The sequence below is a fragment of the Nocardioides sp. GY 10113 genome, from assembly GCF_004919105.1.
In the GTDB taxonomy this organism is placed as follows: Bacteria; Actinomycetota; Actinomycetes; order Propionibacteriales; family Nocardioidaceae; genus Nocardioides.
This window is the reverse complement of record NZ_STGK01000002.1, coordinates 82,986-103,109: the sequence shown is the minus strand read 5'-3', so window position 1 is coordinate 103,109 and position 20,124 is coordinate 82,986. Positions and strand designations below refer to the sequence as shown.

Here is a 20,124-nt window from a genome sequence, read left to right as displayed (position 1 = left end):
CGATGCCCCGCTACCTTCTGCGCCGTCTCGCCCAGGCCGCCCTCGTGGTCCTGGGCGTGGTGGTCATCTCGTTCCTGATCGCCCGCAAGATCCCCGGGGACGCCGCGGTCAGCGCAGAGGGTGCTCGGGCCAGCGAGGCGCAGCTCGAGGCTGCCCGGGAGCGGCTGGGACTCGACCAGCCGCTCCCGGTGCAGCTGTGGCACTACCTGCAGGGCCTGCTCCAGGGTGACCTCGGGGTCAGCCTGTCCACCCGGCAGCCGGTGACCAGCGACCTCGGTCGCGCCCTGCCGGCGTCGCTGGAGCTGGTCGGCGCCTCGATGGTGCTGGCGGTCCTCGTCGGGATCCCGCTCGGCGTGCTGGCCGCCCGCTACAAGCGGGGCCCGGTGGACACCTCGGTGCGGCTCTCCTCGGTACTGCTGGTCTCGTTCCCGGTCTTCCTGCTCGGGCTGCTCGTGCAGCTCACCTTCGCCACCCGGCTCGGCTGGTTCCCGACGGCCAGCGAGTACGACAGGGCGCTGGACCAGAGCAGCCCGCTGACCGTCTACACCAACCTCACGGTCGTCGACGCGCTGATCACCGGCAACTGGCCGATCCTGCTCAGCACCCTGCACCACCTGGTGCTCCCGGCCGTCGTGCTGGCGGCGTACCCGATCGGCGCGGTCGCGCAGATGACCCGCGCCGCGCTGATCGAGGAGTCCACCCAGGACCACGCCCGGATGGAGCGGGCGATGGGCTTCGGGCGGCTGGCCGTGCTGGTCCGCTTCTCCCTGCGACCGGCGATCGGGCCGGTCCTCTCCCTGCTGGCGCTGGTCTTCGCCTACGCGCTGGTGAACAGCTTCCTGGTGGAGGCGATCTTCAACTGGCCGGGCATGGGCAGCTACACCGCCGCCGCGATCCGGTCCGTCGACGCCCCGGCGATCGCCGGCGTCACGCTGGTGGTCGCCCTGGTCTACGTGGTGCTCAACCTGCTCGTCGACCTCCTCCAGGCCCTCGTCGACCCCCGGGTGCGTGCCGCATGAGCCTGCTTCCTCCCCGCGAGCGCGACGGCGCGCCCGCCACCGCGCCGGCCGCCCCGGACGCCCCGGACACCCCGGGGGCGCCCGCCTACCGCGGCCGGTGGAGCCGTCCCGTCGCCGCCTTGGTCGGCAGCGACCGGCTCGCCCTGATCGGCGCCGTGGTCCTGCTGCTGATCGTCGCGGCCGCGCTGCTCGCGCCCTGGCTCGCGCCGTACCCCGCCGACGGCCGTACGGCGACCCACCCGCTGGAGGCGCTCCAGGCGCCCGGTGGGGACCACCTCCTCGGCACCGACCGGGTCGGCCGCGACGTGCTCAGCCGCGTCCTGTACGGCGCCCGGACCTCGCTGAGCATCGCCGCCGCGGTGCTGGCGATCGCCGCCGTGGTCGGCGTCTCGCTCGGCGTCGTGGCCGGCTACGCCGGCGGCTGGCTGCGCGACGTGATCATGCGGGTCACCGACGTCTTCCTGGCCTTCCCCGCGCTGCTGCTCTCCGCGGTGCTGGCGCTGCTGCTGGGCCCGAGCGTGAGCACCGCGATCCTCGCCATCGCGCTCACCTGGTGGCCCTGGTACACGCGGCTCGCGGCCGCCACCGCCGCGGGCATCCGCGGTCGCGCCTACGTCGACGCCGCCCGCTGCCTCGGCGTCTCCCGGGCCCGGATCGTGTGGCGCCACGTGCTGCCGAACTCGCTGACCCCGGTGCTGGTCCAGCTCTCGCTGGACGCCGGCGGCGTGATCCTGACCGCCGCCTCGCTGTCCTACCTGGGCCTCGGCGCCCAGGAGCCGGCGGCGGAGTGGGGCCTGATGGTCCAGCAGGGCCAGTCGCTGTTCAGCACCGCCTGGTGGGTCGCCGCCTTCCCGGGCCTGGCGATCCTGGTGACCGCCTTCTGCTTCAACGTCCTGGGCGAGGGACTGCGGGACGCGCTCGACCCGAGGCGAGGTGTCCGATGACCGCACCGACCGGACCCGCGACCCCGGCCACCAGCATCGGGCCGAACGGCGAGCTCGCACCGATCGTGGAGGTCCGCGACCTCGTCGTCTCGTACGCCGGACGGCGGGTCTCCTCGATGGAGCGGCTCGACGTGCGCGCCGGCGAGTGCGTCGCCGTGGTGGGCGAGAGCGGCTCGGGCAAGTCGACCCTGCTCCAGGCGATGACCGGGCTGCTCGCGGGCACCGGCGCCGAGACCACCGGCAGCGTCACCGTCGACGGCCTCGACGTGCTGAGCGCCCCCGAGCGCCGGCTGCGGGCGATCCGCGGCTCGCGGGTGGCGATGGTGATGCAGAGCCCGCAGGGCTCGCTCAACCCGACCATGCGGCTGGGCACCCTGATCCGTCGCGTGCTCAAGCGGCACGGGGTCACCGGCGCCGCGGCGAAGGCCCGGATCGCGGCGGCGCTCGACGGCGTCCAGCTCGACGCCGAGGTGCTGAACCGCTACCCCCACCAGGTCTCCGGCGGCCAGGCCCAGCGGTTCGCGATCGCGCTCGCGGTGGCGCTGGAGGCCGGCGTGATCGCCGCCGACGAGCCCACCAGCGCCCTGGACGTCACCGTGCAGGCCGAGGTGATCGGCGTGCTGCAGCGGCTGCGCGCCGAGCGCGGCGTGGCCGTCGTACTGGTCTCGCACGACCTGGCGCTGGTCTCCACCGTCGCCGACCGGATCGTGGTGATGAAGGACGGCGCGGTCGTCGACGAGGGCGACGTCGACCACGTGCTGCGCCGCTCCACCTGCGCCTACACCCGCGAGCTGGTGGCCGCGGTGCCGACGATCGGAGGAGACCGGTGAGCGAGCCGCTGCTGGAGGCGTCCGGCCTCTGCCTGGCCTACGGGCGGACCACGGTCGTCCACGACGTCGACCTCACCCTGCGCGAGGGCGACACCCTCGGCGTGGTGGGGGAGAGCGGCTCCGGCAAGTCCACCCTCGCGCGGGCGCTGCTCGGGCTGCTCCCCGCCGCCGGGGGGACCGTCTGGTTCCGCGGCTCGTCGCTGGCCGGGCTCTCCCGTGCCGAGCGGCGGATCTACCGCAGCACCGTGCAGCCGGTCTTCCAGGACGGCGTGGAGACGTTGGACCCGCGGATGACGGTCGCAGCCTCGGTGGCCGAGGGGATGCGCGGCAGCCGGCGCGCCCGCGCCGCCCGGGTCCGTGAGCTGCTCGCCGACGTCGGGCTGGACCCGCGGACGCTCCCGGGCATCGAGGGGCGTCGCCCGCACGAGCTCTCGGGCGGGCAGCGGCAGCGGGTGGGCATCGCCCGCGCGCTGGCGGTGGAGCCGCGGCTGCTGGTCCTCGACGAGCCCACCAGCGCGCTGGACGTCACCGTCCAGGCGCGGATCCTCGAGCTGCTCGAGAGGCTGCGCCACGAGCACGGCCTGGCCATGCTGCTGATCACCCACGACCTGGCCGTCGTCGACCGGCTCTGCGCCGAGTCGATGGTGATGCAGGCCGGCCGGGTCGTGGAGAGGGGACCGACGCGGGAGCTGCTGACGCGACCCGCCCACCCCTACACCGAGCGGCTGCGGGCCGCCGTCCCCCAGCTGGGCGGTCCGCAGCTCCCCGCCGCCAGGACCTGACACCCCGACAGGTCCGGGCGGACGGACCTGCGGCGTCTCGCGGAAGCGGGACGCCGCAGGTGCCGAGGTCGGCGACTCCTAGGGTCGTGGTCATGGGTGACTACCTGGAGCTGCTGCCGGCCGTCGACATCAAGGGCGGCCAGGCCGTCCAGCTGGTGCAGGGCGTCGACGGGTCGGAGAAGACCTTCGGCGACCCGATCGAGGCGGCGCTGCGCTGGCAGGAGGCCGGGGCGGAGTGGATCCACCTCGTCGACCTCGACGCGGCCTTCGGGCACGGCGACAACCGCGAGCTGCAGGCCGAGATCGTGGGCCGGCTCGACATCAAGGTCGAGATGAGCGGCGGCATCCGCGACGACGAGTCGCTCGAGGCGGCGATGGCCACCGGCTGCCGCCGGGTCAACATCGGCACCGCCGCCCTGGAGCAGCCCGAGTGGTGCGCGAAGGCGATCGCGACGTACGGCGACCGGGTCGCGGTCGGCCTCGACGTCCGCGGCCGGACCCTGGCCGCGCGCGGCTGGACCCGCGACGGCGGCGACCTCTACGAGACGCTGGCCCGGCTCGACGCCGAGGGCTGCGCGCGCTACGTGGTCACCGACGTGAACAAGGACGGCATGCTCGCCGGCCCGAACCTGCAGCTGCTGCGCGACGTCGCCGCCGCCACCGACCGGCCGCTGGTGGCGTCCGGCGGGGTGACCACGCTCGACGACATCCGCGCGCTGATGGACCTGGTGGGGATCGGCGTCGAGGGCGCCATCGCCGGTACGGCCCTCTACACCGGCCAGTTCACCCTCGAGGACGCGCTTGCGCTCACCCTCCCCGCGGACCGGGCCGGGCGGGCCGGCGCATGAGCCTCGCGGTCCGGGTGATCCCGTGCCTCGACGTCGACGCCGGTCGCGTCGTCAAGGGGATCAACTTCAAGTCGCTGCGCGACGCCGGTGACCCGGTCGAGCTCGCCCGCACCTACGACGCCGAGGGCGCCGACGAGCTGACCTTCCTCGACATCTCCGCCTCCCACGAGGGCCGGGCGACGACGCTGGAGATCGTCTCGGCCACCGCCGAGCAGGTCTTCATCCCGCTCACCGTCGGCGGCGGCATCCGCTCGGTCGACGACGTGGACCGGATGCTGCGCGCCGGGGCCGACAAGATCGCGGTCAACACCGCCGCCATCGACCGGCCCGAGCTGATCGCCGAGATCGCCGACCGCTTCGGCAACCAGGTGCTGGTCCTCTCCGTCGACGCCCGGCGGGTGCAGGGGGAGACCCGCACCGACTCCGGCTTCGAGGTGACCACCCACGGCGGTCGCACCTCGGCCGGCCTGGACGCGTTGGAGTGGGCGGTGCGCGCCACCGAGCTCGGCGCCGGGGAGATCCTGCTCAACGCGATGGACGCCGACGGCACCACCGACGGCTTCGACCTGGAGCTGATCCGCGCGGTTCGCGCGGAGGTGTCGATCCCGGTCATCGCCTCCGGCGGCGCCGGTGCGGTGGAGCACTTCGCGCCCGCGGTCGAGGCGGGCGCCGACGCCGTCCTGGCGGCGACGGTCTTCCACTTCGGCACGCTGCGGATCGGCGAGGTCAAGGACGCGCTGCGCGGCGCCGGTCTGCCGGTGCGCTGACGCGCGCTCGAGCTCGAGGGGGGCGACATGGGGTACGAGATCTACGACCCGGACGGCAGGGCGCCGGCGCCGCGGCGCGCGGGCGAGCCGGTCGTCGGGCAGCCGGGTGCCGACGGACCGTGGCGGGTCGTCATCGAGTTCACCGGCCCGGGCGACGCCAAGCCGCCGACGAAGCTGCAGTTCGGGCGCCGCACGTTCCAGGACCGGGACGAGGCGTTGTCGGTGGCGCTCGGCGCCGCGTGGGAGTTCGACCCGCCCGACCCGTGGAACCCGCGGCGGCGGGAGGTGTTCGGCGACGGTCCCGACGGCTTCCTGGTGGTGATCGAGGGCGCCTCGTCCAAGACGTTCCACATGAGCGTCCGCCTGGTGCGCCCCCTGCGCCAGCCCTGACCGCGCGGGCCCGCAGTCCGCCGGTGCCGTCTCACGGGCGCCCAGGCACACTGGTCCGATGCTCCACCGCCACCCGTTCCTCAGCCTGGTCACGGGCGCCTACCTGGTCTTCGTCGCCTGGCTGACGCTCACCCCGCAGTCGAACCACGCGGGCACCACCGACCTCGCGCTGCGGGTGCTGGACGCGCTGCACCGGCGCGGCTACGCCGAACCGATCGGGTACGCCGAGCTCGAGTTCGGCGCCAACATCGCGATGTTCGTGCCGATCGGCGTCTTCCTGCTGCTGCTCTTCGGTGCCGGCGGCTGGTGGCTGGCGATCGCCGTGTCCTTCGCGATGACCGCCGGCATCGAGTCGCTGCAGACGCAGATCCCGGGCCGCGTGCCCGACGACCGTGACCTGCTCGCCAACGGCCTGGGCGCGGTGATCGGCGTGGCGCTGGCGCTCGTGCTCACCGCGCCGGCGACGATCCGGCGGCGCCGGGCCAAGGCGCGCAGGCAGGAGGCGGCGCGTCGGGCCTGACGACGTCGGGACGCGCGCTCACTCGGCGGCCCGGGGCCCCACCCGCGCTTCCAGCTCCAGGCCGGGGAGGAGCACGCGGAGCCGCTTCAGGGCGTCGCGGGCGTGCGACTTGACCGTGCCCACGCCGATCCCGAGCAGGTCGGCGGTCTCCCGCTCGCCGAGGTCCTCGTAGTAGCGCAGCACCAGCACGGCGCGCTGCCGTTCCGAGAGCTGGCGGAGCGCGGCGCGCAGGGCGAGGGCGGCCTCGGTCTCCGGCGCGGCGGCCGGTCGGTCCGGGACGGTGTCGGTGTGCACCTCCCGCCACCGGCGGCGGCGCCACCGGGAGGCGTTGGTGGTGACCAGCACCCGCCGGACGTAGGGCTCGGGGGCGTCGGCGATCCGGGCCCAGCGCGGCACGACCCGGATCAGCGTCGCCTGGACCAGGTCCTCGGCCTCGTGCGGGTCCCCGGTGAGCAGGTACGCCGTGCGCAGCAGCGCGCCGCGCCGGGCGGCGACCCACTCCTCGAAGCCCGCGATGCTCGCCTCAGGCACGACGCCTCCACGCGCGCCGGGCGACGGCGCCCAGCGCGCCGAGCGCAGCGAGCGCCAGGGCCGCGCCGCCGGCCAGGCGGTAGGGCCGACGCGGGTCGCTGGTTCCCTCCCGCGCGGGCGGCGGCACCAGGTCGTGCTGCCACAGGTCGGCGGCGAGGAGGGGCGCGTTGATCACGTCCCCCTGGCCAGCCATCCACACCTTCTCGACCGTGCCGGTGGTCACGTCGACGACCCGCACGGTGCGTGCGCTGCGACCGACGACGACGTGGGTGGCGTCGCGCCAGCCGAGGATCTCCCTCGGCTCGACGTCCAGGGGCAGCCGGTGGTCGCGAGCCGCGTCCCAGGTCGCGCCGCCGTACAGGTGCCAGTCGCCGTCGTCGTCGCCGATGTAGGCCATCGGGGCCTCGGCCGCCGGCCACATGGCGAAGTCGACGACGTCCCGCGGCATCCGGAGGTCGATCGGGTCGCCGAACCCGGTGTCGAGGTGGATGGTGCGACCGCGCGCCCAGGCCACCGCCCCGGGCACCTCGCCGAGGGTCGGCAGCCAGTAGTGGCCGGGCCGCTCGATCACGTCCCGACCGCCGTAGCGGAAGTCCCAGGCCACGAACCGGTGGTCGCGACTCCCGTCGCCGGGATACGCGTAGCTGGTCAGCAGGTACCGGGAGTCGGCGGAGAACGCGAGGTCGTTCACGGTCTCCTCGAGCTCGCGCGAGCGGCGGTCGCCGACGTCGAAGATCCGGTTGTGGGACTGGGTGTCCATGACGGACCACCCGAGCAACGGGCCGACCTCCTCGTCGGGCCCCGCCGGGCCACGGCGGTCCCACGCGACGAACCGCCCGTCGGGCGACAGCGCGAACCAGCCGACGAGCGGCCGTGCGCTCACGTCGACCCCGGGCAGGTCCAGCCAGAACGAGCGGCCGCTCTCCGCCGACACCGCGAACAGCGAGGGCGTGTCCCGGCCGCCGGTGATCCCCGCCGGCTCGGTCCGCAACGCCATGCCGAGCGCCGCGATGGCGCCGGTCGGCTCCTCGGGCTCGGCCCACTGACCCGGCGCGTTGACCACGGTCGGCAGGTGCGGGCCGGACGGGCGGCCGTCGGCCGGGGGCGGGTCGCCCGGCGTCGTCGGTACGACGGCCAGCGCGACGGCGATCAGCGCGACCGCGGCGGCGCCGACCGCCGCGCCGGCGGCGCGCCGTACCCGTGCCCGTCGCCGGCCCCGCGCCCACAGCTCGTGCGCCGGCACCCCGTCCCGGCCGGTCGGCGCGGTCGCCGCCAGCTCGTCCAGGCGTTCGCCCAGTGTCGTCATGGTCCCCCCAGTCGCCGCGGTGGTGGTCCGTCACCCCTCTCACGCCACGAGCGGGCCGCGGGGAGGGGGTCGTGCCCCGGATTTCTGCGCAGCGCTCCCAGCCCGGCGGCCGCGGCAACGTCGGCAGCCGCTCCGCGCGCGGCGCCGACGCTAGCCGACACCCGACCCCGGCCCTGGGAGGATCACGGCATGGACTCCGAGGTACGCACCTACACCACCGGCGGCACCGAGGTGGTGCTCGACCTGACCCGCGACGTGGAGGCCTTCGTCGCCGGGCGCGGCGACGGGCTGCTGCACGTCTTCGTGCCGCACGCGACCGCCGGTCTGGCGATCCTGGAGACCGGCGCCGGTAGCGACGACGACCTGCTCGCCGCCCTCGAGGACCTGCTGCCCGCCGACGACCGGTGGCGGCACCGGCACGGCAGCCCCGGCCACGGCCGCTCCCACGTGATGCCGGCGCTGGTGCCGCCGTACGCGACCCTGCCGGTGCTCGCCGGGCGGCTGGCGCTGGGCACCTGGCAGAGCGTCTGCCTGGTCGATCTCAACGTGGACAACGCCCGCCGCGAGGTGCGGTTCAGCTTCCTGGCAGGCTGATCCGGACCGGGGTGACGCCCGGCCGGGCCGGAATACGCCGACCCCGGTGCGGCGTTGTCCCGAGTTGCGCGCGATCGCAGGAGCGACCGGGCGCGCGATCGGGAGAGCAGGAGCGGGTGGCAGAGCAGACGGCAGGGCACGGCACGGTCCGGGGCACGACGAGCGCGGGGTTCCGGGTGCTGTGGGTGGCGATCAGGCGCGAGCCGATGATCTTCACCGTCTCCACCATCGGCAGCGTGCTGTTCGGCGCCCTGACCGTCGCCGACGCCTGGGTGCTCGGCTGGGCCACCGACCACGTGGTGCTGCCGGCGTTCAAGACCGGCGAGATCGGCGCGAACATGCTGTGGGCGGTCCTCGGGCTCTTCGTCGGCGTCGCGATCCTGCGCGCGGTCGGCATCGTCGCCCGCCGGCTCGGCGCCGGCGTGATGCAGTACCGGATGCAGGCGCACAGCCGCCGCGCGGTCACCCGCCAGTACCTGCGGCTGCCGATGTCGTGGCACCAGAAGCACCCCACCGGTGAGCTGCTCTCCAACGCCAACGCCGACGTCGAGGCCGCCTGGGGGCCGATCGCGCCGCTGCCGATGGCCGTGGGCACCATCGCGATGATGGTGATCGCGGTCGTCCAGATGCTGCTGGCCGACCTGGTGCTGGCCGCCGTCGGGCTGCTCGTCTTCCCGCTGGTCATCCTCACCAACGTCGTCTACCAGCGGCTCGCGCAGGGTTGGGCCACCCGCGCCCAGCAGCTGCGCGCCGAGCTGAGCGAGATCGCCCACGAGTCCTTCGACGGCGCGATGGTGGTGAAGACCCTGGGGCGCGAGCCCGAGGAGACGGCCCGCTTCTCCGCCAAGGCGGCCGAGCTGCGCGAGGCCAACATCCGGGTCGGCCGGATCCGGGCCGCCTTCGACCCGACGCTCGCCGCGCTGCCCAACCTGGCGGTCCTGGTGGTCCTCGTGATCGGCGTGCACCGGGTGCTGGGCGGCCAGACCGACGCCGGCGCCGTGGTCACGGTCTCCTACCTGCTGACCGTCGTCTCCTTCCCGATCCGCTCCATCGGCTGGCTGCTGGGGGAGTTCCCGCGCAGCGTGGTCGGCTACCAGCGTGTCTCCTCCGTCCTCGCCGCCACCGGCTCGATGGCGTACGGCGAGGCCGTGGTCGCGCCGTCGAGCTCGGGCGTGCGGCTCGAGGTCGACGGTGTCGGCTTCGGGTACGACGCGGACCGCCCGCTGCTGCGCGACCTGACCTTCACCGTCGAGCCGGGCCGGACCGTCGCGCTGGTCGGCGCCACCGCGTCCGGCAAGAGCACGCTGACCACCCTGCTCACCCGGCTGGTCGACGTCGACGACGGCTCGATCCGGGTGGACGGCACCGACCTGCGCGACCTCGACCGCGGCGCGCTGGCGCGCGTGCTGGGCATGGTCCCGCAGACCGCGTTCCTCTTCGACGACACCGTCCGCGGCAACATCACGCTCGGCGCCGACGTCTCCGACGAGGAGATCTGGGCCGCGCTGCGCACCGCCCAGGCCGACGGCTTCGTCGCCGCGCTGCCCGAGGGCCTCGACACGCGGCTGGGGGAGCGCGGCACCTCGCTCTCGGGCGGGCAGCGCCAGCGGATCTCCCTGGCCCGGGCGCTGGTCCGCCGGCCGCGGCTGCTGCTGCTCGACGATGCCACCTCCGCGGTCGACCCCGAGGTCGAGGCCCGGATCCTGGGGGCGCTCCGCAGCGGTGACGGCGATGCCACGCTCGTGGTCGTCGCCTACCGGAAGGCGACGATCGGCCTGGCCGACGAGGTGCTCTTCCTCTCCGGCGGCGCGATCGTCGACCGGGGCCCGCACGCGGAGCTGGTCGCCCGCAACGCCGACTATGCCCGCCTGGTCAACGCCTACGAGGCCGAGCACCACGGGGAGCCGACCGAGACCGACCCCACCGAGCAGACCGAGGAGGTGACCGCATGAGCACCGTCCAGGAGTCCCGGTCCGGGACCAGCCTGAGCACCGGCGAGGAGATCGGCGCGTGGGAGACCCTGCGCAAGGGCGTGCGGCACTCCCCGGAGCTGGCCGAGGGGATCGGCGTCACGCTGCTGCTGGCCCTGGTCGCCTCCCTCGGCCAGATCGTGGTGCCGATCGCGGTGCAGCAGACCGTCGACCGGGGCCTGCGGGCCGCCGGCGGGCCCGACGTCGGCTACACCACGACGATGGCGCTGCTCGCGGCCGGCGGCATCGTGGTCGCCGGCTGGGCGTCGTACAAGATGACGGCCCGGCTCTTCGACACCTCCGAGCGCGGCCTGGCCACGCTGCGGGTCAAGGCGTTCCGGCACGTGCACGACCTGCCGCTGCTCACCCAGAACACCGAGCGCCGCGGCGCCCTGGTCTCCCGGGTCACCAGCGACGTGGACCAGATCAGCCAGTTCCTGGTCTTCGGCGGCCTGCTCGCCGTGGTCAGCGTCGGGCAGGTGTTGGTCGCGACCGTGGTGATGGTGGTCTACAGCTGGCAGCTCGCGCTGGTGGTGTGGCTCTGCTTCGCGCCGCTCTTCCTCAGCCTGCGCTACTTCCAGCGCAAGCTCTCCGCCGCCTACGGCACGGTACGCCGCCAGGTCGGCGTGCTGCTCTCCGCCGTCTCCGAGCCCGTGGTCGGCGCCGCGGTGGTCCGCTCCTACGCCGTCGAGGACCGCACCCAGCGCCGGATCGACGACGCGATCGACGCGCACAAGGCCGCCAGCACCCGCGCGCAGGGGTTCACCGCGTTCTCGTTCTCGCTCGGCGGCATCTCGGCCGGCCTGGCCAACGCCGGCGTGCTGATCGTCGGCATCTGGCTCGGCCAGGGGGTGCTGTGGGGGAGCAGCGAGGGCAGCATCACCGCCGGCGAGGTGCTGGCGTTCGCGTTCCTGGTGACGCTGTTCGTCGGGCCGGTGCAGATGGGCACCCAGATCCTGACCGACGCCCAGAACGCGATCGCGGGCTGGCGCCGCGTGATCGGCATCCTGGACACCCCGGCCGACCTGGTCGACCCGGGACCCGAGGGTGTCGCGCTGCCGCACCGGGCCGTGGACGTGGACTTCGAGGACGTCGGCTTCGCCTACCCGGGCGGGCGTCCGGTGCTGAGCGACATCAACCTCTCCATCCCGGCCGGGCGCCGGGTGGCGGTGGTCGGCGAGACCGGCTCGGGCAAGTCGACGCTGGCCAAGCTGCTGACCCGGCTGATGGACCCCAGCTCGGGTCGGGTGCTGCTGGACGGCACCGACCTGCGCGACGTGGCCGAGGCCAGCCTGCGCGCCAGCGTGGTGCTGGTGCCGCAGGAGGGCTTCCTCTTCGACGACACGGTCGCGGCCAACGTCCGCTACGGACGGTTGGACGCCACCGACGCCGAGATCACCGATGCGGCCGCCGAGCTCGGCCTGGGGGACTGGCTCGACGGGCTGCCGCAGGGCCTGGCCACGCAGGTCGGCCAGCGCGGTGAGTCGCTCTCGGCCGGCGAGCGCCAGCTGGTGGCGCTGCTGCGGGCCCAGCTGGCCGACCCGGACCTGCTGGTGCTGGACGAGGCCACGAGCGCGGTCGACCCGGAGCTGGAGATGCGGATCGGCCGGGCGCTGGAGCGGCTGATGGCGGGGCGCACCGCGGTCACCATCGCGCACCGGCTCTCCACCGCGGAGGCGGCCGACGAGGTGGTCGTGGTCGACCAGGGGCGGATCGTGCAGCAGGGGCCGCACGCCGCGCTGGTCGCCGACCCCGAGGGCGTCTACGCGGGCCTGCACCGCTCCTGGGTGGCCCAGCACGGCACCGGGCAGAGCCCGGTGGCCGGCGCACCTATCATCGAGCGGTGACCGTGCCTGATCCCGCGCTCGACCCCGCCATCGCCGACCGCCTCCGGCGCACCGCCGACGGGCTGGTGCCGGCGGTCGTCCAGCAGCACGACACCGGGGAGGTGCTGATGCTGGCGTGGATGGACGACGAGGCGCTGCACCGCACCCTGACCACCGGCCGGGCGACGTACTGGAGCCGGTCGCGGCAGGAGTACTGGGTCAAGGGCGAGACCTCCGGCAACCCGCAGCACGTGCGCGAGGTGCGCCTGGACTGCGACGGCGACACGCTGCTGGTCAAGGTGGACCAGGTCGGCGTGGCCTGCCACACCGGTGCGCGGACCTGCTTCGACGAGGGGCTGCTCGGTGGTTGAGTCGCACGACCCGGCGGCCCGCCGTACGTTCGGGCCGGTCGTCCTGGCCGGCCTCGCCGGTGCCGGGCTGGCCGCGGTCGGCGGGCACCGGGCGATGCTCACCGTGCCCGGGTCCTACTGGTCCGGCGTCGGCTCCGAGGTCTTCGGCGGCGAGGCCTACGCCGACGTGAACCGCGTGGAGTTCCCGCTGGCCGGCGCGCTGGCCCTGGTCGCGCTCGCCTGCTGGGGCGTGGTGCTGGTGGCCCGCGGCCGGTTCCGGCGGCTGGTGGCCGCGCTGGCCGCGGTGGCCGGCGCCGGGATCGTCGCGGTGGTGGTGGTCGGCGGGTTCGTCCAGGCCGACGACGCGGCGGCCGACATCGCCGACCGGGTCGGATCCGCGGCCGCGGGCACGGTCCCGCTGGACCCGACGCCGTGGCTGTGGGCGACGCTGGTCGGCGGCCTGGTGGCGGCGCTGGCCGCGGTCGCCGCGGTCCGCTGGTCGCCGGGGTGGCCCGAGATGGGCGCCCGTTACGACGCCCCGAGCGGGGCGGCGGCCGGCGAGGCCGGGTCCTCCTCCGGGGCTGGTCCCGCGGACCGCGACAGCGCCGCCACCGCCACTCCGACACCCGTCGAGGAGCGCTCCCACCTCGAGGTGTGGAAGTCCCTCGACGAGGGCGAGGACCCGACTGCGTAGAATCCTGCCCGGCGCCCACGAAGGGCGTCGAGCCTGACTACGAGGAGCTGACTTCATGGCCGACAACCACGGCAACACCCCGGCGGCCTGGACCGCCGTCCTGATCGGCCTCCTGGGGTTCGTCGTCGGTGGCGTCGGCGTGTCGCTCTCGCCGATCAACTACGTGCTGTTCTGGGTCGGCGCCGGCCTGCTCGTCGCGGCCGCGGTGGCCTTCTTCGTGATGGCCAAGATGGGGCTGCACGAGTCCGGCCACTGAGTCCGGATCCAGGCTGAGGTGACGCTCGCGCCGGCCGCCGTCCGCGCCACCGACAGGTGGCGCCGGATGGTGCCGCCGGCGCTCGTCGCCGGCGGAGTCGCCGCGGCGACCCTGGCGCTGCACCTGCGCGACCCGCACCAGCAGGGCTCGTGGGGCATGTGCCCCACGGCGGCGATGGGGTTCTGGTGCCCGGGCTGTGGTGGCCTGCGCGCCGTCAACGACCTCGGCAACCTGCGGGTCCTCGACGCCGCCTCGTCCAACCTGCTGTTCGTGGCCTCGATCCCGGTCCTGGCCTATCTGTTCTACCGGTGGAGCGCCGGGCGCTGGACGGACCGGCGCTGGACCCCCTCGGAGCGGTCGATGAACGTCTCCGTCGTGCTCCTCGGGGTCGGCCTGGTGGCCTTCACCGTGCTGCGCAACACCCCCGCGGGCGCCTGGCTCGCCCCCTGACCGTCCCGCGGTCCGAACCGGGCAGGACCTGGCCGCGGCGGCCGCGGGCCTGCCAGGCTGGCGCCATGGAGCGAGCGCTCGGCATCGGTGGCTACTTCCTCCGCGCCGCGGACCCGGAGGCGCTGAGCGCCTGGTACCGCGAGTGCCTCGGCGTCGGGGACGGCGAGCACGGCCTGTGGTTCCCCGACGCGGGTCCGAGCGTCTTCGCCACGTTCGGGCGTGACACCGACTACTTCGGGGACCGGGCCCAGCAGGCGATGCTCAACATCCGGGTCCGCGACCTGGACGCGATGATCGCCCAGCTGCGGGCCGCCGGGGCCGACGTGGCCGACGAGGTCGAGGAGATGGACGGCGTCGGGCGTTTCGGCTGGGTGACCGACCCCGAGGGCAACCGGGTCGAGCTCTGGCAGCCGGCGTGAGTCCACGCTGATCCGGGCCAGGTCGGGACCGGGGCGTATCAGGACGCGGCCCCACGGCTCCTCCGAGGGAACTGTCCCATCGCCTTGGAGGCCGTCTTGCCCAGCGTCAACCACGTCGTCGTCGAGAACACCGTCGAGTACCGCGTCGGGAGCGCACCGTCGGGCGGATGCGGCGGCGCGTCGTCGATCGGCCTCGAGCCGTCCGGAGCCCTGCCGTGCAGCGAGCTGCTGATCCTCTCCCGGATGGTGCGCCCGAGGACCCGCTGGAACAGCTTCGGTAGCCCGACGAGCGGTCGGTGACCGGTCGGTGACCGGTCCCGCGAACGACGGAGCGCCGGCCGGTCCCGCGGGACCGACCGGCGCTCGGTGACAGCGACTCAGAAGTCGCTGGTGTAGTTCGCGTCGAAGCTGCCGGTCACCAGGACCAGCACCCAGAACAGGATCGAGAGCGCGATCGCCACCGCGCCGCAGATCAGTCCGGCGAGCGCGAGCCCGCCGCCGGTCTTGGCGCCGCCGGACTCGGCGACCTCCTTGCGGCCGAGGTAGCCGAGCACCACGGCGGCGATGCCCAGCAGGCCGCCGAGGCCCCAGCAGAGGCAGCAGACGATGCTCAGGATGCCGGTGACCAGCGAGCTGATCGCCATCACCGAGGGCTTGGCCGGCTCACCGCCGAATCCCGGCGGCGCGCCGTAGCCACCGGGCGGGGGGCCGTAGCCACCCGGCGGCGGAGGCGGCGGGGTGCCGTACCCGCCGGACGGCGGGGTGCCGTACCCGTCCGGCGGCGGCGCGCCGTACCCGTCCGGCGGCGGCGCGCCGTACCCGCCCGGCGGCGGAGTTCCGGGCGGCTCGTTGCCCGGCGGCTCGTTGCCCGGCGGCGGGGGTTGGTTGTAGCTCACTGGTCTGCCTCTCCTCGGCGAACGCACGTCACACCCGGCCAACGTCCGGGCAGTTGCCAGGACCCTAGTGGGCGCGTGCCACACTCGACACCGGCAGCGACGAGATTCGTCGCTGGTTGCTGAGGCGAGACGGAGGCGGGATGTCGGCGCACACGACCGTGCTCGACGGGATCGTGGCCGGGGTCCTGGAGGACCTCGCCGTCCGGGAGGCGGCGCTCCCGCTCGCGGAGCTGCGCGCCCTCCTCGCGGACGCCCCGCCGCCGCGGGACCCGATGCCGCACCTCCGGCTCCCCGGCTCGAGCGTGATCGCCGAGGTGAAGCGGCGCAGCCCGAGCAAGGGCGACCTGGCCGAGATCCCGGACCCGGCCGCGCTCGCCGCGGAGTACGCCGCCGGCGGCGCCGCCGCGATCAGCGTGCTCACCGAGCAGCGCCGTTTCGGCGGCAGCCTGGACGACCTGCGCGCGGTCCGCGCCGCGGTGGACACCCCGATCCTGCGCAAGGACTTCATCGTCACCGAGTACCAGCTGGTGGAGGCGCGCGCCGCCGGCGCCGACCTCGCGCTGCTGATCGTGGCCTCGCTGCCCGGCGACCTCCTCGACCGGCTGCACGACACCGCCCGAGAGCTGGGGCTGACCGTGCTGGTGGAGGTGCACGACGAGGCCGAGACCGAGCGGGCCGTCGCGCTGGGCGCCGAGCTGGTGGGCGTCAACGCCCGCAACCTGAAGACGCTGGCGGTCGACCCGAGCACGTTCGGCCGGCTCGCGCCGATGGTGCCCGAGGACCGCGTGCTGGTGGCCGAGTCGGGGATCGGCGGGCCGGCGGACGTGGCTCGCTTCGTCGGCGAGGGCGCCCGCGCGGTGCTGGTCGGCGAGGCACTGGTGAAGGACGGCGCGCCGCGCGAGGCGGTCGCCGCGATGACGGGAGTGAAGCCGTGAGCAGCAGCACCGCCCAGGGGACCTTCGACGCGGACGCCCTCGGCTGGTTCGGCGGCGCCGGCGCCTTCGGCGGCCGGTTCATGCCCGAGGCGCTGATCGCCGCGCTCGACGAGCTCGACGTCGCCTGGCGCGACGCGATGGCCGACCCGGGGTTCACGGGTGAGTTCGACCGGCTGCTGCGCGAGTACGCCGGCGTGCCGAGCATGCTCTACGACGCCACCCGGCTCTCCGAGCGGGCCGGCGCCCGGATCCTGCTCAAGCGCGAGGACCTCAACCACACCGGCGCCCACAAGATCCGCAACGTGCTCGGCCAGGCGCTGCTGACCAGGCGGATGGGCAAGACGCGCGTCATCGCCGAGACCGGCGCCGGCCAGCACGGCGTCGCCTCGGCCACGGCCGCGGCGTACCTGGGGCTGGACTGCACCGTCTACATGGGCCGGGTGGACACCGAGCGCCAGGCGCTGAACGTGGCGCGGATGCAGCTGCTCGGCGCCGAGGTGATCCCCGTCGAGTCGGGCAGCGCGACCCTCAAGGACGCCATCAACGAGGCGCTGCGCGACTGGGTGGCGTCGGTGGACCACACCGCCTACCTGTTCGGCACCGCGGCCGGCCCGCACCCGTTCCCGAGCCTGGTGCTCTCGTTCGTGCGCGGCATCGGCGACGAGGCGCGTCGCCAGTGCCTCGACCAGTACGGCGCGCTGCCGGACGCGGTCGCTGCCTGCGTCGGCGGCGGCTCGAACGCGATCGGCCTCTTCGCCGGCTTCCTCGACGACGCCGACGTGGCGATCTACGGCTTCGAGGCCGGCGGCGACGGCGTCGAGACCGGCCGTCACGCGGCGACCATCCACGCCGGCAGCGTCGGGGTGCTGCACGGCGCCCGCACGTACGTGCTGCAGGACGAGGACGGCCAGACCGTGGAGTCCCACTCCATCTCGGCGGGGCTGGACTACCCGGGCGTCGGGCCGCAGCACGCCCAGCTCGCGAAGTCGGGTCGCGCCACCTACCTGCCGGTCACCGACGCCGAGGCGATGGACGCGATGGCGCTGCTGGCCCGGACCGAGGGGATCATCCCCGCGATCGAGTCCGCGCACGCGATCGCCGGCGCACTGCGCGTGGCCGAGGAGCGCCCGGGGCAGACGATCCTGGTCAACCTGTCGGGGCGCGGCGACAAGGACATGGGCACCGCGCTGGACTACTTCGACCTCGGCCAGGCGGGTCGCGGCGGACGCGCGGGGGAGCGGGCATGAGCGCCACCCAGACCACGAAGGCGGCCTTCGACCGGGCCCGCGCCGAGGGGCGGGCCGCGCTGGTCGGCTACCTGCCGGCCGGGTACCCCGACGTGGACGGCTCGATCGAGGCGCTGCGCACGATGGTCGACGCCGGCTGCGACGTGATCGAGATCGGCCTGCCCTACAGCGACCCGGTGATGGACGGCCCCACGATCCAGGCCGCCGCCCAGCAGGCGCTGGACGGCGGGGTCCGGATCCGCGACGTGCTGCGCACCGTCGAGGCCGTCGCCGCCACCGGCACCCCGACCCTGGTGATGACCTACTGGAACCCGGTCGAGGCCTACGGCGTGGACCGGTTCGCACAGCACCTGCTCGACGCCGGCGGTGCCGGGCTGATCACCCCCGACCTGACCCCGGACTACGCGCCCGAGTGGATCGCGGCGGCCGACGCGCGCGACCTGGACAAGGTGTTCCTGGTCGCGCCGTCCTCGACGGACGAGCGGATCGCGCTGACCACCGCCGCCTGCCGCGGCTTCGTCTACGCGACCGCCGTGATGGGCGTGACGGGGGCCCGGACCTCGACCAGCGACCTGGCGCCGCCCCTGGTGGCCCGGACCAAGGCGGCCACCGACCTCCCCGTCGGCGTCGGACTCGGCGTGAGCAACGGTGCCCAGGCCGCGGAGCTCGCCTCCTACGCCGACGGCGTGATCGTGGGCTCGGCCTTCGTGCGCGCCCTGGCCGAGCACCCGGGCGACCCCGCCGCCGGCCTGAAGGCGCTCGCCGCGCTGACCGAGGACCTGGCGGCCGGCGTGGCCGGAGCGGTGCGTGCCTGAGCGGAACCGGCCCGGACGTCGACGGCCGCCGTACGGAGGGCGCCGCCGGTCACGAGGCGCGGCGGTCGCGCTGGGGCTCGCCCTGGCGCTCCTCGCGACGGCCTGCGGCTCCTCGGACGGCTCGGACTTCGCCGGCCGCCGCCTGGACAACCCGTGGCCGGCCGCGGACGTGGCGCTCACCGACACCGACGGCGCGTCGTACTCCCTGGCCACCGACACCCGCGAGAACGCGGTCACGCTGCTCTTCTTCGGCTACACGCACTGTCCGGACCTGTGCCCGCTGGTGATGAACAACGTGGCGGCCGCGATGAACCGGCTCTCCGACGAGGACCGGGAGCGGGTCGGCATGGTCTTCGTGACCACCGATCCCGCCCGCGACGACGAGGCGGCGCTGCGCCGCTACCTCGACAGCTACGACCCGTCGTTCGTCGGCCTCACCGGTGACCTGGACACGATCATCGAGGTCGGCAAGCCGGTGAAGGTCTACGTGAGCGACGGCCAGCAGCTGCCGACCGGCGGCTACGACCTCGGCGGCCACACCACCAGCGTGCTCGGCCTCCAGGACGGGGAGGCGACCGTGGTCTGGAACGAGGAGACCACCGCGCCGGAGTACGCCGATGACATCCACACGCTGCTCGACGACCGGACCCAAGGGGACTGAGGAATGCTGACCGAGTTCACCGCGGGGCTCATCACCGCGACCATCCCGAGCCCCTCGCAGGGCGTCTGGTACCTCGGCCCGGTGCCGATCCGCGGCTACGCGCTGTGCATCATCCTCGGCATCGTCGCCGCGATCTGGATCGGCGAGCGGCGCTGGCAGGCCCGCGGTGGCCGGTACGGCGACATCCAGGACATCGCGATCTGGGCGGTGCCGTTCGGCCTGGTCGGCGGCCGGCTCTACCACGTGGCGACGGACTGGGAGAAGTACTTCGGGGAGGGCAAGGACCCGATCTCCGCGCTCTACGTGTGGCGCGGTGGCCTCGGCATCTGGGGTGCGATCGCGCTGGGCGCGCTCGGCGCCTACCTGGGAGCGCGGAGCAAGGGGATCCGGTTCCTGCCGCTGGTCGACGTCCTGGCGCCGGGGGTGCTCGTGGCCCAGGCGATCGGCCGTTGGGGCAACTGGTTCAACCAGGAGCTCTACGGGCGTCCGACGGACCTGCCCTGGGGGCTGGAGATCGATCCGTCGAACTGGCCGCGCAACTGCGACTACCCGGCGGGGTCGGGCACCTGCACGTTCGAGGTGGGCACGACCTTCCACCCGACGTTCCTCTACGAGTCGCTGTGGAACCTGGCCGCGTTCGGTGTGGTGCTCTGGCTCGAGCGTCGCTACCGCCTCGGCTACGGCCGCGTGATGGCCGTCTACGTGATGGCCTACACGCTCGGCCGCGGCTGGATCGAGTACCTCCGCATCGACGACGTGCAGCTCGAGCACGTCCTGGGGCTGCGGTTCAACGTCTGGACCTCGATCGTGCTGTTCGTGGCCGCGGCGCTCTTCTTCGAGTGGTCGCGCCGTACGCACCCCGGTCGGGAGGACTCGGTGTACCTGCCCGGGCGCGAGCCGAGCGCGGAGGCGGAGGAGGACGAGCAGCCCCAGGAGTCCCGGGGTGGCCGCCAGGCCCCCGACGAGGGGCGTGGCGGCGGCCCCGCGACCGGTGAGACGGGCACCACACCCGGTCGCGAGTCCACGTCCGAGTAGGTCCGGGCCGAGCGCTGCAACGCGGTGGTAACGTGAGGG

General features: G+C 74.4%; 25 protein-coding genes. 22 read left to right on the top strand and 3 right to left on the bottom strand.

Annotated elements, in window-relative coordinates:
* Positions 1-2 precede the first annotated feature (2 nt).
* From E8D34_RS02760 to E8D34_RS02725, 8 genes are all read left to right on the top strand, one after another.
* A complete protein-coding gene (locus tag E8D34_RS02760) occupies positions 3-1,019 on the top strand; it encodes an ABC transporter permease (protein ID WP_136593069.1) in 1,017 nt (338 codons plus the stop codon).
* Positions 1,016-1,963, top strand: a complete 948-nt coding sequence (locus E8D34_RS02755; RefSeq protein ID WP_136593068.1) for an ABC transporter permease — start codon at positions 1,016-1,018, stop codon at positions 1,961-1,963. Before E8D34_RS02760 ends, E8D34_RS02755 begins: the two co-directional genes overlap by 4 nt.
* Positions 1,960-2,793 (top strand): ABC transporter ATP-binding protein, encoded by an 834-nt coding sequence (locus E8D34_RS02750; RefSeq protein ID WP_136593067.1) that lies wholly within the window; start codon positions 1,960-1,962, stop codon positions 2,791-2,793. The genes E8D34_RS02755 and E8D34_RS02750 overlap by 4 nt, the downstream gene beginning before the upstream one ends.
* Positions 2,790-3,575, top strand: a complete 786-nt coding sequence (locus E8D34_RS02745) for an ABC transporter ATP-binding protein (protein WP_136593066.1) — start codon at positions 2,790-2,792, stop codon at positions 3,573-3,575. The genes E8D34_RS02750 and E8D34_RS02745 overlap by 4 nt, the downstream gene beginning before the upstream one ends.
* Positions 3,576-3,667: 92 nt before the next feature.
* A complete protein-coding gene (priA, locus tag E8D34_RS02740; protein ID WP_136593065.1) occupies positions 3,668-4,423 on the top strand; it encodes a bifunctional 1-(5-phosphoribosyl)-5-((5-phosphoribosylamino)methylideneamino)imidazole-4-carboxamide isomerase/phosphoribosylanthranilate isomerase PriA in 756 nt (251 codons plus the stop codon).
* Entirely contained in the window at positions 4,420-5,190 is a 771-nt protein-coding gene (hisF, locus tag E8D34_RS02735; protein ID WP_136593064.1) for an imidazole glycerol phosphate synthase subunit HisF, read from the top strand. Before priA ends, hisF begins: the two co-directional genes overlap by 4 nt.
* Before the next feature lie 27 nt (positions 5,191-5,217).
* Positions 5,218-5,580: a hypothetical protein gene (locus E8D34_RS02730; protein WP_136593063.1), complete on the top strand. Its 363-nt coding sequence runs from the start codon at positions 5,218-5,220 to the stop codon at positions 5,578-5,580.
* A gap of 58 nt (positions 5,581-5,638) precedes the next feature.
* Positions 5,639-6,100 (top strand): VanZ family protein, encoded by a 462-nt coding sequence (locus E8D34_RS02725; RefSeq protein WP_136593062.1) that lies wholly within the window; start codon positions 5,639-5,641, stop codon positions 6,098-6,100.
* Between the two features lie 18 nt (positions 6,101-6,118).
* On the opposite strand, the gene E8D34_RS02720 is transcribed toward E8D34_RS02725, so the two are convergent.
* Together E8D34_RS02720 and E8D34_RS02715 are read right to left on the bottom strand one after the other, a co-directional pair.
* A complete protein-coding gene (locus E8D34_RS02720) occupies positions 6,119-6,631 on the bottom strand; it encodes a SigE family RNA polymerase sigma factor (RefSeq protein WP_136593061.1) in 513 nt (170 codons plus the stop codon).
* Positions 6,624-7,937, bottom strand: a complete 1,314-nt coding sequence (locus E8D34_RS02715; protein WP_136593060.1) for a hypothetical protein — start codon at positions 7,935-7,937, stop codon at positions 6,624-6,626. Before E8D34_RS02715 ends, E8D34_RS02720 begins: the two co-directional genes overlap by 8 nt.
* 189 nt (positions 7,938-8,126) lie before the next feature.
* On the opposite strand from E8D34_RS02715, the gene E8D34_RS02710 reads away from it, so the two are divergent.
* The 9 genes from E8D34_RS02710 (at position 8,127) to E8D34_RS02670 (ending at position 14,796) form a co-directional block, all read left to right on the top strand.
* The gene (locus E8D34_RS02710; RefSeq protein ID WP_136593059.1) at positions 8,127-8,531 is read left to right on the top strand and encodes a secondary thiamine-phosphate synthase enzyme YjbQ; all 405 of its coding nucleotides are present in this window, start codon (positions 8,127-8,129) and stop codon (positions 8,529-8,531) included.
* Between the two features lie 116 nt (positions 8,532-8,647).
* On the top strand, positions 8,648-10,483 hold the full coding sequence (locus E8D34_RS02705) for an ABC transporter ATP-binding protein (protein WP_240771056.1): 1,836 nt from the start codon (positions 8,648-8,650) through the stop codon (positions 10,481-10,483).
* Positions 10,480-12,348, top strand: coding sequence for an ABC transporter ATP-binding protein (locus E8D34_RS02700; protein WP_136593058.1), 1,869 nt, complete (start codon positions 10,480-10,482; stop codon positions 12,346-12,348). Before E8D34_RS02705 ends, E8D34_RS02700 begins: the two co-directional genes overlap by 4 nt.
* Positions 12,345-12,698, top strand: coding sequence for a phosphoribosyl-AMP cyclohydrolase (hisI, locus tag E8D34_RS02695; RefSeq protein WP_136593057.1), 354 nt, complete (start codon positions 12,345-12,347; stop codon positions 12,696-12,698). Before E8D34_RS02700 ends, hisI begins: the two co-directional genes overlap by 4 nt.
* Positions 12,691-13,371 carry a Trp biosynthesis-associated membrane protein gene (locus E8D34_RS02690; protein ID WP_136593056.1) on the top strand — a complete coding sequence of 227 codons (681 nt, stop codon included), beginning with the start codon at positions 12,691-12,693 and terminating at the stop codon, positions 13,369-13,371. Before hisI ends, E8D34_RS02690 begins: the two co-directional genes overlap by 8 nt.
* Positions 13,372-13,426: 55 nt before the next feature.
* Positions 13,427-13,627: an HGxxPAAW family protein gene (locus tag E8D34_RS02685; RefSeq protein WP_136593055.1), complete on the top strand. Its 201-nt coding sequence runs from the start codon at positions 13,427-13,429 to the stop codon at positions 13,625-13,627.
* An 18-nt stretch (positions 13,628-13,645) separates the two neighbouring features.
* Positions 13,646-14,077 carry a DUF2752 domain-containing protein gene (locus E8D34_RS02680; protein WP_206056525.1) on the top strand — a complete coding sequence of 144 codons (432 nt, stop codon included), beginning with the start codon at positions 13,646-13,648 and terminating at the stop codon, positions 14,075-14,077.
* 65 nt (positions 14,078-14,142) lie between these two features.
* Positions 14,143-14,496: a VOC family protein gene (locus E8D34_RS02675; RefSeq protein WP_136593054.1), complete on the top strand. Its 354-nt coding sequence runs from the start codon at positions 14,143-14,145 to the stop codon at positions 14,494-14,496.
* Positions 14,497-14,592: 96 nt separating this feature from the next.
* Positions 14,593-14,796, top strand: a complete 204-nt coding sequence (locus E8D34_RS02670; RefSeq protein WP_136593053.1) for a hypothetical protein — start codon at positions 14,593-14,595, stop codon at positions 14,794-14,796.
* 77 nt (positions 14,797-14,873) lie between these two features.
* On the opposite strand, the gene E8D34_RS02665 is transcribed toward E8D34_RS02670, so the two are convergent.
* Positions 14,874-15,392 (bottom strand): DUF4190 domain-containing protein, encoded by a 519-nt coding sequence (locus E8D34_RS02665; RefSeq protein WP_206056524.1) that lies wholly within the window; start codon positions 15,390-15,392, stop codon positions 14,874-14,876.
* A 140-nt stretch (positions 15,393-15,532) separates the two neighbouring features.
* Here E8D34_RS02665 and trpC point away from each other — a divergent pair, with 140 nt between their 5' ends.
* The 5 genes from trpC to lgt are packed head-to-tail and all read left to right on the top strand — an operon-like array spanning position 15,533 to position 20,085.
* Positions 15,533-16,327: an indole-3-glycerol phosphate synthase TrpC gene (trpC, locus tag E8D34_RS02660; RefSeq protein WP_136593051.1), complete on the top strand. Its 795-nt coding sequence runs from the start codon at positions 15,533-15,535 to the stop codon at positions 16,325-16,327.
* Positions 16,324-17,574, top strand: coding sequence for a tryptophan synthase subunit beta (trpB, locus tag E8D34_RS02655; protein ID WP_136593050.1), 1,251 nt, complete (start codon positions 16,324-16,326; stop codon positions 17,572-17,574). Before trpC ends, trpB begins: the two co-directional genes overlap by 4 nt.
* The gene (gene trpA, locus E8D34_RS02650) at positions 17,571-18,389 is read left to right on the top strand and encodes a tryptophan synthase subunit alpha (RefSeq protein ID WP_136593049.1); all 819 of its coding nucleotides are present in this window, start codon (positions 17,571-17,573) and stop codon (positions 18,387-18,389) included. The genes trpB and trpA overlap by 4 nt, the downstream gene beginning before the upstream one ends.
* Positions 18,382-19,050 (top strand): SCO family protein, encoded by a 669-nt coding sequence (locus E8D34_RS02645; protein WP_136593048.1) that lies wholly within the window; start codon positions 18,382-18,384, stop codon positions 19,048-19,050. Before trpA ends, E8D34_RS02645 begins: the two co-directional genes overlap by 8 nt.
* Before the next feature lie 3 nt (positions 19,051-19,053).
* On the top strand, positions 19,054-20,085 hold the full coding sequence (lgt, locus tag E8D34_RS02640; RefSeq protein WP_136593047.1) for a prolipoprotein diacylglyceryl transferase: 1,032 nt from the start codon (positions 19,054-19,056) through the stop codon (positions 20,083-20,085).
* Positions 20,086-20,124 lie beyond the last annotated feature (39 nt).

Excerpts from the sequence above, each read along its gene's own strand:
- E8D34_RS02760 (WP_136593069.1), top strand. The coding sequence starts at position 3 with ATGCCCCGCTACCTTCTGCGCCGTCTCGCCCAGGCCGCCCTCGTGGTC.
- E8D34_RS02755 (WP_136593068.1), top strand. The coding sequence starts at position 1,016 with ATGAGCCTGCTTCCTCCCCGCGAGCGCGACGGCGCGCCCGCCACCGCG.
- E8D34_RS02750 (WP_136593067.1), top strand. The coding sequence starts at position 1,960 with ATGACCGCACCGACCGGACCCGCGACCCCGGCCACCAGCATCGGGCCG.
- priA (WP_136593065.1), top strand. The coding sequence starts at position 3,668 with ATGGGTGACTACCTGGAGCTGCTGCCGGCCGTCGACATCAAGGGCGGC.
- hisF (WP_136593064.1), top strand. The coding sequence starts at position 4,420 with ATGAGCCTCGCGGTCCGGGTGATCCCGTGCCTCGACGTCGACGCCGGT.
- E8D34_RS02730 (WP_136593063.1), top strand. The coding sequence starts at position 5,218 with ATGGGGTACGAGATCTACGACCCGGACGGCAGGGCGCCGGCGCCGCGG.
- E8D34_RS02725 (WP_136593062.1), top strand. The coding sequence starts at position 5,639 with ATGCTCCACCGCCACCCGTTCCTCAGCCTGGTCACGGGCGCCTACCTG.
- E8D34_RS02715 (WP_136593060.1), bottom strand. The coding sequence starts at position 7,937 with ATGACGACACTGGGCGAACGCCTGGACGAGCTGGCGGCGACCGCGCCG.
- E8D34_RS02710 (WP_136593059.1), top strand. The coding sequence starts at position 8,127 with ATGGACTCCGAGGTACGCACCTACACCACCGGCGGCACCGAGGTGGTG.
- E8D34_RS02700 (WP_136593058.1), top strand. The coding sequence starts at position 10,480 with ATGAGCACCGTCCAGGAGTCCCGGTCCGGGACCAGCCTGAGCACCGGC.
- E8D34_RS02685 (WP_136593055.1), top strand. The coding sequence starts at position 13,427 with ATGGCCGACAACCACGGCAACACCCCGGCGGCCTGGACCGCCGTCCTG.
- E8D34_RS02675 (WP_136593054.1), top strand. The coding sequence starts at position 14,143 with ATGGAGCGAGCGCTCGGCATCGGTGGCTACTTCCTCCGCGCCGCGGAC.
- trpC (WP_136593051.1), top strand. The coding sequence starts at position 15,533 with ATGTCGGCGCACACGACCGTGCTCGACGGGATCGTGGCCGGGGTCCTG.
- trpA (WP_136593049.1), top strand. The coding sequence starts at position 17,571 with ATGAGCGCCACCCAGACCACGAAGGCGGCCTTCGACCGGGCCCGCGCC.
- lgt (WP_136593047.1), top strand. The coding sequence starts at position 19,054 with ATGCTGACCGAGTTCACCGCGGGGCTCATCACCGCGACCATCCCGAGC.